The organism is Streptomyces zaehneri (assembly GCF_032248645.1).
Classification (GTDB): Bacteria; Actinomycetota; Actinomycetes; order Streptomycetales; family Streptomycetaceae; genus Streptomyces; species Streptomyces coriariae.
The window spans coordinates 21,246-33,889 of sequence record NZ_JASTTJ010000020.1 but is presented as its reverse complement, the minus strand read 5'-3'; the positions used below and the strand labels follow the sequence as shown (position 1 = coordinate 33,889).

The following is a 12,644-nucleotide window of genomic DNA, read 5'->3' as shown; positions in this document are numbered from 1 at the left end:
TCGGCGCCTCGTTGAGTGCCAACTCGCGGGTATGGTCGGGGAGATGAGAATCCTTCAGCTCTCGGACACCCATATCGGCCGCGTCGACGGGCCCGACGGCCGTCAGGTCGACGCGGCCGACTCCCTGCGGCTCCTGCTCGGCGAACTCCGCCACCTGCGGGACGTGGACGCGGTCGTCGTCACCGGCGACCTCGCCGACGACGGCTCGGTGGAGGCGTACACGACCGTACGGGAGCTGGTCGGCGACTTCGCGCGCTCCCTGGACGCGCCCGTCTTCTACACCACCGGCAACCACGACGAGCGGTCCGCCTTCACGAAGGTGCTGGGCAGCGGGCACCCGGACGCCGTCCTCGACTTCCCCGGAGCCGAGCGGGCCGCCGTCAGTACGGTGGGCGGCTGGCGGCTCGTCACCCTGGACTCCCTGGTGCCGGGGCAGGTGTACGGCCGGCTCGACGCAGGCCAACTGGACTGGCTGCGGAACGTGTTGAGCACGCCGGCCGAGCAGGGCACCGTCGTCGCCTTCCACCACCCCCCGATCAGCCTCGACCTCTCGGCGACCCAGCGGGTCTTCGGGCTGCGCGACCCCGAGGGGCTGGCGGAGGTGATCCGGGGGAGTGACGTCCGTGCGCTGCTCACCGGGCACTTCCATCTCCAGCTCTTCGGGCTGCTGGCCGGCGTGCCGGTGTGGGTGACGCCCGGGGTCGTCAACCGCATCGACCTGACCACCGCGCCCGGCACCGAACGGGCGGTGCGTGGGGCGTCCGCATCCCTGGTGGAGCTGGGCGGGCCGACGGGGCCGATGTTCCACACGCTGCACGCACGGGATCCGCGGGCCCACGAGACGGTCTACGAGCTGGACGAGGAGCGGACCCGGGAGATCATCGCGCGCCACGGCTGAGGCCCGGGGGAGTTCCCTCTGTGTGACCTCGTCCGACCGCTGTCCCCTGGCCCGACCGTTGTCCCGCCTCCGGCCGCTGTCCGACCGTTGTCCCGCCTCCGGCCGCTGTCCGACTGCTGTCCCGCCTTGCCCAGCCACTGTCCCGCCTCCGTCCGACCTCGTCCGACCGCTGTCCCCTCGCCCGACCGCTGTCCCGTCTCCGTCCGGCCGCTGTCCCGCCTCGTCCGGCCACTGGTCCGCCTCCGTCCGGCCGCTGCCTTGCCTCGTTCGACCCGCCGGTCGACCTCCGTCCCGCCTCACCCGACCGCTGTCCGGCCTCCGTCCGTGACCTCCGCCTGGCCTCGTCTGGCCTCGTCTGGCCTCGTCTGGCCTCCGCCTTCTCTCTGGGGGCGCGAGCGCGGGAGATTTAGCTTGCTTAACTCAATCAATCTGCATAAGCTTGCTTGAGTCAAGCAGTTCACATCCCTCGTGCATCCGACGGAGGCCCTGTCATGTCCGACGCCCTTGCCCGACCCGCTGCGGCGGGAACATCCGCCCCACCGAGGTCGAACGCCGTGGTGGCGGTGCTGGCCCTGGCCGGGATCGTCGTCTCGCTGATGCAGACGCTGGTCATCCCGATCGTCCCCGAGCTGCCCAAGCTGCTGGACGCGCCCGCCTCCGACACCGCCTGGGCGGTCACCGCCACGCTGCTCGCCGCCGCCGTCGCCACCCCGGTCGTGGGGCGGCTCGGGGACATGGTCGGCAAGCGGCGGATGCTGCTCACCAGCATCGTGCTGCTGGTGTCCGGCTCGGTGGTCTGCGCCCTCGCCGACTCGCTCCTCCCGATGATCGTCGGTCGTGCGCTCCAGGGTCTGTCGGCCGCCGTGGTGCCGCTGGGCATCAGCATCCTGCGGGACACGGTGTCCGCCGAGAAGCTCGCCGGTTCGACGGCCGTGATGAGCGCCTCCCTCGGCGTCGGCGGCGCGCTCGGTCTGCCCACCGCCGCGTTCATCGCGGACAACTGGGACTGGCACATCCTCTTCTGGACCTCCGCCGCTCTCGGCGTCGTCTCCTTCCTGCTCGTGCTGGTGTTCGTCCCGGAATCGAAGATCCGCGTCGGCGGCCGCTTCGACCTCGTCGGCTCGCTCGGCCTGTCGGCCGGTCTGGTCTCGCTGCTGCTGGCCGTGTCCAAGGGCGCCGACTGGGGCTGGACCTCCGGTACGACGCTGGGCCTGGGTGCCGCCGCCGTCCTGATCCTGGCCGCCTGGGGCTGGTGGGAGCTGAAGGCCAAGCAGCCGCTGGTCGACCTGCGCACCACCGCCAAGCCCCAGGTGCTCTTCACCAACCTCGCCTCGATCGCCCTCGGCGTCTCGATGTTCGCGATGTCCCTGGTCCTGCCCCAGCTGCTCCAGCTGCCCGAGCAGACCGGCTACGGCCTGGGCAGGTCGATGCTGACCGTCGGTCTGGTGCTGGCCCCGCAGGGCCTGGTCATGATGGTCATGTCCGCCGCGTCCGCCAGGATCACCAAGGCCAAGGGCCCCAAGGTCACCCTGATGATCGGCGCGCTGATCGTCGCCTCCGGCTACGGCCTGAACATCGCGCTCATGTCCGAGGTCTGGCACCTGATCCTGGTGTCCTGCATCATCGGCGCCGGTATCGGCTTCACCTACGGCGCGCTCCCGGCCCTGATCATGGGCGCCGTGGACCCCTCCCAGACCGGCGCGGCCAACAGCCTCAACACCCTGATGCGGTCCCTGGGCACCAGCTTCGCCAGCGCCATCGCCGGTGTGATCCTCGCCCAGATGACCACCGACTTCGGCGGCTACGCGCTGCCCTCGGAGAACGGCTTCAAGGTCGTCATGGCCATCGGAGCAGGCGCGGCCCTGGCCGCCTTCCTCCTCGCCACCTTCATCCCGAAGCGCAAGGCCCCGGCCGGGCTCTCGGCGGTGGAGGACGCGACGGGCCCGGAGGGCGCCGAGGAGGCCGCCCCGGTCAAGGCGTGAGCGCCGACTGACGCGCCGGAGGCCCGACCTGCCTGACGGAGGCCAACCGTGCTGCCGGAGGCCAACTGTGCTGCCGGAGGCGGCTGTCACCCACACGAGGGGTGACAGCCGCCTCCGGCACTTTCGCCGATCACCGTCCGTTCCACGAGCAGCCGCCATTTCAGGAGTGATCCATGACGACACCCGACGCCATCGACGCCACCGACCGGTTCGTCGCCCGCACCACCGCCGGTGCCGTACGAGGTCTCCGCGAGGAGGACCTGACGGTCTTCCGCGGTATCCCCTTTGCCGCGCCGCCGGTCGGCGAGGCCCGCTTCCAGGCCCCGCGCCCGCCCCGGCCGTGGGACGGGATACGGGACGCGTACGCCTTCGGCCCGCCGCCCCCGCAGGAGGCGGGCATCCAGGGCCGGGCGGGGATCCCGGACGCCCCGACCGGCGACGACTGGCTGACGGTCAACGTCTGGACCCCGGACACGGAGCCGGGCCGGGCGGCCGCCCGGCCGGTGATGGTGTGGATCTACGGCGGCGCCTACAAGCTGGGTCACTCCGGCAGCCCCGGTTACGACGCGCAGCACCTCGCCCGCGCCGGCGACCTGGTCGTCGTCACCTTCAACTACCGGGTCGGCATAGAGGGGTTCGCGCGGATCGAGGGCGCGCCCGCCAACCGGGGGCTGCTGGACCAGGTCGCCGCGCTGGAGTGGGTGCGGGACAACATCACGGCGTTCGGCGGCGACCCCGGCCGGGTGACCGTCTTCGGCGAGTCGGCGGGCGCCGGTTCGGTGGCCTCGCTGCTGGCCATGCCGAGCGCCCGGGGCCTGTTCGGGCGGGCCATCGCGCAGAGCGTGCCCGGCACCTACTTCTCCGACGAACTCGCCCGCGACCTCGCGAGCGCGATCGCCGCGGAGGCCGGCCTGGCTCCGACGGCCGCCGACCTGGGCACGGTGGACCCGCGCACGCTGACCGAGGCCGGTGCGGCGCTGGGCGCGAAGATGGCCCAGCGGGTGGACCGGTGGGGGCAGGTCGCGCCCACCGTCACCCCGTTCTCTCCCGTGGTCGACGGCGAGATCCTGCCGACGACTCCCTGGCAGGCGCTGGCGGCGGGCGCCGCTCGGGACGTCGAGCTCATCGTCGGACACAACGCGCAGGAGTTCCGGCTGTTCCTCGTCCTGGGCGGCCTGCTGGGCAAGGTGACCGAGGAACAGGCGACGGCCGCGCTGCGCCTGTTCGCCCCGGGCGGGGGAGGGGAGGGCGAACAGGCCTACCGTTCGGCCTTCCCGGACGCGGACGCGGGCGAGCTGTACGAGCGGGTGCAGTCGGACTGGCTGTTCCGCATACCCTCCCTGCGGCTGGCCGAGGCGCAGGTGGCGGGCGGTGGCCGGGCCCATGTCTACGAGCTGACCTGGCCGGCCCCGGGAGCCGGCGGCGCCCTGGGCGCCTGCCACGGCCTGGACATCCCGCTGCTGTTCGGCACCTACGCGGCGGACCTCGGGAACCTGCTGTTCGCGGGGGCGGAGGTGACGGACGAGGCCCGGTCCCTGACGGCGGAATTCCAGCGGTCGTGGACGTCCTTCGCGCGGACGGGAGACCCGGGCTGGCCGGCCTACGACCCGGAGCGGCGGCTGGTACAGGTGCTGGACGCGGAGCCGGAGGTGCGCCCGTACCCGGAGGAGACCTCCCGCCGGCTGTGGGAGGGCCACGGCTTCCCGCCGCTGCCGCTGCCGACCGCGGGTGTACGCGACAGGGACTGAGCGCCGTACGGCGGTGGCGGTCCTAGAGGTTGCCGAGGGGCTCGATGTCGACCTTCACCGGGGTGCCCCAGATGCGCAGCACCTCGTAGTCGGTGAACTCGTGCACCAGGCGGTAGGCCATCGCGGGCCGGGATCCGCGGCGCAGGGCGGCGATGTAGAGCTCGGCCTCGCGGCGGTCCCTGCGCGGCGTCCCGCAGAGCTGCCACTCCTGGCCGGTCCACAGCTCCGCCAGCCAGCGCTGCTGGGGCTGCGGGCGGTCGGCGCGGGTGCCGTAACGGGAGGTGGACGGGGTGGGGGCGCTGTAAGGGGCCTGCGGGGCGGGGCCGTTGAACTCGGCGCGGCGGGCCGCCCGGCGGCGGGTCTCGCAGAGCAGGCACAGGTCGGGGGCCGCTTCGTCGACCGGGCCGTGCGGGTGCTCGGCGCAGCGGGTGGTGGGCGTGGCGCCGACGACGCTGTCGTCCAGCAGGTCCAGGGCACGCCGCAGATCGGCCTTGACCTCGTGCAGCCGGGTGTCCGGGGTGTCGCCGGTGAGCGCTTCGCCGTGCTCGCCGAGGAGTCGGAGGGCACGGCCGAGCGCGGTGAGCTGGGCGTGGTTCATGGCTCCAGGGTAGGGCGGGCGCGCGGGTGACGGCTCTCGGCCAATCTGCGCCGTGCGGCTGTGATTGTTGACAATTTCGGTGACGATCAGTGGGTGCGGGTGGTAGCAAAGGGGGCGACGGCAAGAGCTGCCTACTGAAGAGATGGATGTGGAGCGAGTGAAGCGCAGGACTGTGGTCATGGGGCTCACCGCGGCAGGGGCCGTGCCTGCCCTCGGGTACGCCCCGGCGGCCGCCGCGGCCGGGCAGGCCAGGGCATCCGGGGGCTCCGGGGCGGCGGCCGACGCCTCCCTGGTCTTCGACCCCACCGCCTACACCGAGCAGACCATCAGCATCAAGGACACCACCGGCACCGCGCACAGCGTGACCTACCGCTTCTTCAAGGTCGCCAGTTACGTCGCCAGGCCGGTGAACACGGTCTACCAGTCCCTGAACGTCAGCGTCCCCGTGTCCATCGACGGCGCCGCCGTGGACGCCTCCGACGCGCCCATCCTCTTCGCCAACGCCGTCGGCGGTTACATGCCGTCCTCCGTCGCGAACGCCACCGGGATCAGCGCGTCCGGCATGGGCGGCGGCACCAGCCGTCAGGCGCTGGCGCTGGCCGCCGGGTACGTCGTCGTGGAGCCCGGCGCCCGCGGCCGCAGCCTCGTCGACGCGAACGGCACGTACTACGGCACCGCGCCCGCCGCGATCGTCGACCTCAAGGCGGCGGTGCGGTACCTGAAGTTCAACAAGGGCCGCGTCCCCGGAGACGTCGAGCGGATCGTCTCCAGCGGCGTCAGCGCCGGCGGAGCCCTCTCCGCGCTGCTCGGCGCCTCCGGAGACAGCCCGCTGTACGACTCCTACCTCGCGGAGATCGGAGCGGCGGACACCTCCGACGCCGTCTTCGCCAGCGGCGACTGGTGCCCCATCACCGACCTGGAGCACGCCGACGCCGCCTACGAGTGGTGCTGGGGAGCCAACCCGCTCGCCTCCGGCGCGACGGTCGACGCGACGGTCTCCGCCGACCTGAAGGCCCAGTTCACGGAATACCTCGCGGCCCTGAAGCTGCGCGCCAAGGGCTACGGCGCCCTCACCGCCCGCAACCTGGACACCTATCTGCTGGAGACGTTCATCCAGCCCTCGGCCACCAAGTACCTGGGGGCCCTGACGGACACCGCCCGCGACACCTACCTCGCCGCGAACCCCTTCATCACCTGGTCCGCGGGCAAGGCCACCTTCACCTGGGCGGACTTCCTCACCCACGTGGGAGCCCGCAAGAAGAACGCCCCCTCCTTCGACGGCTTCGACCTGTCCACGCCCGAGTGCAACCTCTTCGGCACCGGCACCACGAAGGCCCGTCACTTCACGCTCTACAGCCTCCGCCACGAGGCCGGCGACAGCGCCCGCCTGGACGCCGACCTCCCCGCCAAGCTGCACCTGATGAACCCGATGTACCACCTCGTCGACAAGGTCAACCCGCACCGCGCGAAGCACTGGTGGATACGCCTCGGCACGAAGGACAGCGACACCTCGCTGTCGGTGGCCGCCAACCTCGCGACCCGCCTGACCGCGCTCGGCGACGACGTCGACACGGCCTACTACTGGGACGCGGGCCACGGCGCCGACCTCGACCCCGGCGACTTCGTCAGCTGGATCGGCCAGGTGTCGGGCCACCAGGGCTTCCGCTCCCGCTCCCGCTCCGGCGGGAAGTAGCGGCGGCCGGCCCGCGGTCGGTGACGCCGAAGGCGTAGGTCGCCGCGAAGCCGACCGCGTACCCCGTCAGCAGCCCGCCGGCGTAGACCGCGGCCGTCAGGCCCAGTCCCCGGTTGCCCGCCAGCAGCGGGAACAGGGCCCAGCCGGACGGGCCGATCGCCGTCGCCCCCACCTTGTCGCCGAGCATCGCGAAGAAGCCGACGAAGGCGCCGCCGGCCGCCCCGCCCGCGCAGGCGGTGAGGAAGGGGCGGCCCAGCGGCAGCGACACCCCGTAGATCAGGGGCTCCCCGACGCCCAGCAGCCCGGCCGGGAGCGCCGACCTGATCGTCGTCCGGATGGAGGTGTCGTGGCGCAGCCGCACGTACACCGCCACCGCCGCGCCGACCTGGCCCGCGCCCGCCATCGCCAGGACGGGCAGCAGCACCGTGTAGCCCTGCTGGTCGATGAGGGTGGTGTGGATGGGGATGAGGGCCTGGTGCAGGCCGAGCATCACCAGCGGCAGGAAGAGGCCGCCGAGCACCAGCCCCGCGAAGGCGCCCGTCGTCGCCAGCAGCCGGTCGGCGCCCGTGCCGATGGCCGAGGACACCACGCCGGCCGCGTACATCAGGCCGTACAGCGTGCCGAGCCCGGCGACGAGGACCGTCAGGGTCGGGGTGAGGAGCACGTCCAGCGCCTCCGGGACCCGGCCACGGCACCACTTCTCGACGCGGGTCGCCAGCAGCGCGGCCGCCAGCGCGCCGAGGACCCCGCCCTGGCCGGGGGCGAGGGTCACCCCGAACGCCGTCACCTTCGCGACCCCCGGGTAGACGACGATCGCCGCGACCGCACCGCCCAGGACCGGGGTGCCGCCGAACTCCTTCGCCGTGTTGTGGCCGACGAAGACGGCGATCAGCGCCATGAAGCCGGAGGCGACGGCGGCCAGGGCGGGGCTGAGGCCCGGCAGCCACCCGGCGTTGAGCAGCAGACCGTTGATCCCGGCGAGGATCCCGCAGCCGATGAGGGCGGGGATCAGCGGGACGAACACGGCGGCCAGCCGGCGCAGACCGGCCTTGAACGGAGTCGCGTTGCACCTGCGCCGCTCCTCCCGCAACTCGGCCCCGCGCGCGCCCAGTTCGTCGGCGGTGGACGGCCGGGCGAGCAGCTGCTCGAAGTCGGCCGTCACCCGTGTCACCACGCCCGGCCCGAGGACCACCTGGTACGAGCCGTCGTCGACGACGACCCCGAGCACCCCGGGCAGTGCCCGCAGCGCGTCCTCGTCCGCGCGGGACGGATCGGCGAGGCCCAGCCGCAGCCGGGTCATGCAGTGGGCGACGGACGTGACGTTCGCCGGGCCGCCCACCAGGGGCAGGATCGCGGCGGCTGTGGAGGAGGAGTCGATACGCACCCCCCGAGCGTGCGGCTCAGCCGCGCGCCGCACCGAGCGCGGCGCGCAGATGTCCCCCGGACTCCTCCAGAAGGCGGGCGGCCGCCGGCCCGTCCACCCCGGCCAGCAGGGCGAGGATGGCGTTCTTCACCTCGCCGCCGGTGGCCGCGAGGGCGGACTCGATCTCCGGCTCGTCCGCCCCGGTCGCCAGCGCCACGATCCGCCGGGAACGGGCACGCAGCTTCTCGTTCGAGGCACGGACGTCGACCATCAGGTTCCCGTACGTCTTGCCCAGCCGGATCATCGTGATCGTCGAGATCATGTTCAGGACCAGCTTCTGGGCCGTGCCCGCCTTCAGCCGGGTGGAGCCGGTGAGCAGCTCCGGCCCCACGACCACCTCGATCCCGTGCTCGGCGGCGGCGGCCAGCGCGCTGCCCGGGTTGCAGGCCAGCCCGACGGTCAGGGCGCCCCGGGCCCGCGCGTACCGCACGGCGCCGACGGCGTACGGGGTGCGACCGGAGGCGGAGACGCCGACCACCGTGTCGTCGGGGGTGAGCGCGAGGGCGGCCAGATCCGCCTCGGCGAGCTCCGCCGAGTCCTCGGCGCCCTCGACGGAGGTGACCACGGCCGACGGGCCGCCCGCGATCAGTCCGACGACCTGGCCGGGCGCGGTGTTGAAGGTCGGCGGGCACTCGGAGGCGTCGAGGACTCCGAGCCGTCCGGCGGTACCGGCACCGGCGTATACCAGCCGTCCGCCGCGTGCCATGCGTGCGGCCACCGCGTCGATGACGGCGGCGATCTGCGGAAGCCGCACGCCTACGGCGGCGGGGACGTCGGCGTCCTCCTCGTTCATGAGATGGGCGATGTCGAGGGTGGGGAGCCGGTCGATCTCGGCGAGGTCGGGGCGGAACGCCTCGGTGGTGAGGGATTCGAGCGCGGCGCGCAGCTCACTGGGGTCGGGCTGGGAGGTCATCGGCAGGGCTCTTTCCGGTGCGGGTCGGGACAACTGTCTGCACCTCCACGGTCTACCGGTGCCGGTGGGCCAACGCCTCGTACGACGCGGCCGACGCCGGCGCGGCCGTCGCGCAGGTGCGCCGGGCCACCCCCAGGAACAGGCAGTCCACCACCGGCAGCCGGCTCGTGCGGGACTACATCGCCGCCGGGCGCAGCTCGCTCTCCCGCGCGGTCGACGTGGCCGGCACATGATCGGCGTACCGCGTCACCGCGCTCTTCGGCCGTCCGGTGAGGGCGACGGTGGTCGCCCCGTGGTCGGACGTCACCAGCAGCGGTCAAGAGTGCGCACAATGGGTGCATGGAACCCATCAGCCCCCTGGAACAGGCGTTGCACACGGCACGCGCCCTCGTGCTGGCCGATCTGGCCTCCGGCGAGGTCGCGGCCGCGGACGTGGTGTCGCTGGTCGAGGACTCCGTCGTCCAGCGGCGCTGGTGGGTCGAGCAGTGGCCGGACGGCGTGGCCTACGTGGCGGGACTGGTGGCGCAGGACGTGCAGGACGCGCTGCTGGAGCGGCACGGGCGCTGGCCGGTCTGCCCGGTCTGCGGCTCCGGCGACCCGCACGCCCTCGAGGTCGAGCCCGAACTCGGTCCCGACCCGCACTGGGTGTGCCACAAGGCGGGCGTGAAGGTCGCCTCGGTGGGCTCGCTGGGGCCGGCCCTGGGAGGGGACCCGTCCTCGTGAGGCTCTCGTGACCGTCTACATCGACCCGCCGGACTGGCCGGGCCACGGCCGTATGTGGTCCCACCTCGTGAGCGATGTCTCGTACGGCGAACTGCACCTCTTCGCCGACGGGTTGGGCGTCCCGCGGCGCGCCTTCGAGCGCGATCACTACGACATCCCGTCGCACCGCTACGCCGAGGTGGTGGCGGCCGGCGCGGTCGAGGTGAGCAGCCGCGAGGTGGTGCGCCTGCTGACGGCGGCCGGCCTGCGCAGACGCAAGGGCGCCGGGCGGTAGGCGCCGGGGCCACGGGGCGGGGCCACGGGGCGGGGCCACGGGGCGGGGGTGCGGGCAGGCCGGCCGGCGCGGGGCGTCCTACGGCAGGTGCTCCGGCCCGCGCAGCTCGTACGCGTCCTCCTCGTCGCCGGCGGCCACCTTGACGAACCCGGCCCGCTCCAGCACACCCCGGGACGGGCCGTTGGCGTGCTCGACGACCGCGAACAGGCGCCGTACGTCGTCCCGTGCCAGCGCCCAGCCGGACAGCGCGCGCAGCGCCTCGGTCGCGTAGCCGTGGCCGCGGGCGGCCTCGACCAGGTCGTAGCCGATCTCCGTGCGGCCGTCCTCGTCCGGAGCCGTGTGGAAGCACATGCTGCCGACGGCCCGGCCGTCCGCTCGCCGTACGAGGACGTACAGGCCGAACTCCGGCCGGTGCGTGCCGGACACATACGCCCGCACCATCATTCCCGCGGCGTCCCGCGTCCCCTCGAACGGTCCGTCGTCGAGCCACACGAAGCCTCCGCCGCCGCCCGCACGCAGTCCGGCGGCGGCGCTGGGCGTGACGCCTTCGAGGGTGAGGCGTTCGGCGGGGATGCGCGGGGTGGTCACGAGGTGAGCAGTTCCAGTTCGCCCCGCAGGTTGTAGCGGGCCGTGGCCTCCCACCGCCCGCTCGCGTACGGCGTCCTGAACAGCCGCGGCAGATCGAGGAGTTGGCGCAGGATGTCCGCCCGGCCGGCCCGGAAGGCGTCGTTGGGGACGAAGTGGTACTCCTCGCGGACGGCGGCGGTGTAGGCGGCGTACGCGGTCGGCGGCGCGGCGAGGATCGCGAGGTCGGCGTCGCACAGGACCTGGCCGTCGAGGTCGTCGTCGGCCGGATCGTGGGTGACGGTGAGCCGGACGAGCCTCGCGACCTCGGCGGTCCGCTCCGGCGACACGCCCGCCTCGGGCAGCGCGCGCTCGGCGAGGCGGGCTGAGCGCTCCTCGTTCTCGGACCGGTCGGGCAGATAGACGGCGTCGTGGAACCAGGCGGCCAGCCGGACGACGTCCGGGTCGGCGGCGTGCTCCGCGAGGACGTCTACGCGGTCGAGGACCTCGGTGAGGTGAGTGAGCGTGTGGTACCGGCGCTGCGGCTCCTGCCAGCGGGCGAGGAGGTCGTCGGCGTAAGGCTCCGGGTCCGGGCCACCGGCCGGGCCCCGGGTCCTGTCCAGGGTGTGGCTGAAACGGGTGCGCAGGGCGTCGAGATCGGCCATGGCCCCATTGTCGCGCGTACGGAAGGGGTTCTCCGGCGTATTCTTGAATTGGACTAGACCTGTAATCGCCCGATGAAGCCGATGAAGCCGATGAAGCCGATGAAGTCGATGAAGTCGATGAAGTCGATGAAGTCGAAACGGCCGACGAAGTCGACGCAGCCGATACAGCAGACGAATGGGGTGCCATGAGCAAGCGTGCAGTTCTGGAGGTGATCGCCCTCGACGTCGAGGACGCCGTCGCCGCCCGGACCGGAGGCGCGGACCGCCTCGAGCTGGTCACCGACATGGCCGCCGACGGGCTCACCCCGCCCGTCGCGGTCTTCGCCGGGATCCGGGCCGCCGTCGACCTCTCCCTGCGCGTGATGCTCAGACGCTCCGAAGGCTTCGCGGCGGGAGCCGCCGAGGAGGTCGACTCCCTGGTACGCGTCGCCGGCGAGCTGCGGGCGGCCGGCGCGGACGAGTTCGTGCTCGGGTTCCTCGACGCGGAGGGCGGGGTGGACCTGGCCGCGGTGGAGCGGGTCGTCGCCGAGCTGGACGGCTGCCGCTGGACCTTCCACCGCGCCCTCGACCACGCCGGCGACCGCGACGCCCTGCGCAAGCAGCTGGACGGCCTGCCCGGACTGGACACCTACCTCACGGCCGGTTCCGCCACCGGCGTCGACGTCGGCCTGCCCACCCTGCTCGCGGAGGCGGCGCGGCAGGGCGAGCAGGGCTATGAGCAGCGGCTCCTCGTCGGCGGCGGGCTGCGCCTCGACCATGTTCCGGTGCTGAGGGCCGCCGGCATCGACGCCTTTCACATCGGCGGCGCGGCCCGACCGGACGGCTGGACCGGGCCCGTCTCGGCGGCGGCCGTGGCCGAGTGGCGACGAGCGGTGGACGGCGAGCCGAACGCGTAGGACGAAGCAGGGCCGGCCCGGTCGGCCCGGCCCGGTCCCGTCGGGCAGGGCGGCGGCGGTGAGGCCGTGTCCGTGCGGGATCTGGTCCTGGGCCGGTCGGGCCGGTCGGGCCGGTCGGGCGGGGCCGTGCCGGTGGCGGGCCCGGGTGCGGGGGTCGGTCTCGGGTCGGTCAGGTGAGCTGGGGCGGCCGTGGGGCCGTGGTCAGGTGAGCTGGGTCGCAGTGGGGCCGCGGTCAGGTGAGCTGGGGTGGCAGTGGGGCTGGGTGGG

11 protein-coding genes and 2 pseudogenes are annotated in these 12,644 nt (G+C 73.3%); 7 read left to right on the top strand and 6 right to left on the bottom strand.

From position 1 onward, the window contains the following. The first annotated feature begins 43 nt into the window (after positions 1–43). From QQM72_RS28570 to QQM72_RS28560, 3 genes are all read left to right on the top strand, one after another. Positions 44–898 (top strand): metallophosphoesterase, encoded by an 855-nt coding sequence (locus QQM72_RS28570; protein WP_314223726.1) that lies wholly within the window; start codon positions 44–46, stop codon positions 896–898. 491 nt (positions 899–1,389) lie between these two features. Continuing rightward, entirely contained in the window at positions 1,390–2,880 is a 1,491-nt protein-coding gene (locus tag QQM72_RS28565) for an MFS transporter (protein WP_314223725.1), read from the top strand. Positions 2,881–3,053: 173 nt separating this feature from the next. Beyond that, positions 3,054–4,628 (top strand): carboxylesterase/lipase family protein, encoded by a 1,575-nt coding sequence (locus QQM72_RS28560; RefSeq protein ID WP_314223724.1) that lies wholly within the window; start codon positions 3,054–3,056, stop codon positions 4,626–4,628. 22 nt (positions 4,629–4,650) lie between these two features. Here QQM72_RS28560 and QQM72_RS28555 read toward each other — a convergent pair whose 3' ends face one another. Further along, positions 4,651–5,226 carry a hypothetical protein gene (locus QQM72_RS28555; protein WP_314223723.1) on the bottom strand — a complete coding sequence of 192 codons (576 nt, stop codon included), beginning with the start codon at positions 5,224–5,226 and terminating at the stop codon, positions 4,651–4,653. 178 nt (positions 5,227–5,404) lie between these two features. Here QQM72_RS28555 and QQM72_RS28550 point away from each other — a divergent pair, with 178 nt between their 5' ends. Beyond that, complete coding sequence (locus tag QQM72_RS28550; protein ID WP_314223852.1) at positions 5,405–6,919, top strand: subtype B tannase; 1,515 nt, start codon at positions 5,405–5,407, stop codon at positions 6,917–6,919. Here QQM72_RS28550 and QQM72_RS28545 read toward each other — a convergent pair. From QQM72_RS28545 to QQM72_RS28535, 3 genes and pseudogenes are all read right to left on the bottom strand, one after another. Beyond that, positions 6,852–8,303 (bottom strand): PTS transporter subunit EIIC, encoded by a 1,452-nt coding sequence (locus QQM72_RS28545; protein WP_399078947.1) that lies wholly within the window; start codon positions 8,301–8,303, stop codon positions 6,852–6,854. The two genes, QQM72_RS28550 and QQM72_RS28545, sit on opposite strands and share 68 nt — an antisense overlap. A gap of 16 nt (positions 8,304–8,319) precedes the next feature. Next, positions 8,320–9,255 carry an N-acetylmuramic acid 6-phosphate etherase gene (murQ, locus tag QQM72_RS28540; protein ID WP_314223722.1) on the bottom strand — a complete coding sequence of 312 codons (936 nt, stop codon included), beginning with the start codon at positions 9,253–9,255 and terminating at the stop codon, positions 8,320–8,322. A gap of 52 nt (positions 9,256–9,307) precedes the next feature. After that, positions 9,308–9,571: pseudogene (locus QQM72_RS28535) on the bottom strand (RpiR family transcriptional regulator); the annotation flags it as partial. A gap of 23 nt (positions 9,572–9,594) precedes the next feature. Here QQM72_RS28535 and QQM72_RS28530 point away from each other — a divergent pair. Together QQM72_RS28530 and QQM72_RS28525 are read left to right on the top strand one after the other, a co-directional pair. Next, a complete protein-coding gene (locus tag QQM72_RS28530) occupies positions 9,595–9,978 on the top strand; it encodes a hypothetical protein (protein WP_314223721.1) in 384 nt (127 codons plus the stop codon). A 7-nt stretch (positions 9,979–9,985) separates the two neighbouring features. Continuing rightward, on the top strand, positions 9,986–10,252 hold the full coding sequence (locus QQM72_RS28525; protein WP_314223720.1) for a DUF4031 domain-containing protein: 267 nt from the start codon (positions 9,986–9,988) through the stop codon (positions 10,250–10,252). 78 nt (positions 10,253–10,330) lie between these two features. Here the strand turns inward: QQM72_RS28525 and QQM72_RS28520 are convergent. Both QQM72_RS28520 and QQM72_RS28515 read right to left on the bottom strand, forming a co-directional pair. Beyond that, positions 10,331–10,825: pseudogene (locus tag QQM72_RS28520) on the bottom strand (GNAT family N-acetyltransferase); the annotation flags it as partial. 11 nt (positions 10,826–10,836) lie between these two features. After that, positions 10,837–11,481, bottom strand: coding sequence for an HD domain-containing protein (locus QQM72_RS28515; protein WP_314223719.1), 645 nt, complete (start codon positions 11,479–11,481; stop codon positions 10,837–10,839). 185 nt (positions 11,482–11,666) lie between these two features. On the opposite strand from QQM72_RS28515, the gene QQM72_RS28510 reads away from it, so the two are divergent. Beyond that, a complete protein-coding gene (locus QQM72_RS28510; protein WP_314223718.1) occupies positions 11,667–12,377 on the top strand; it encodes a copper homeostasis protein CutC in 711 nt (236 codons plus the stop codon). Positions 12,378–12,644: the final 267 nt, after the last annotated feature.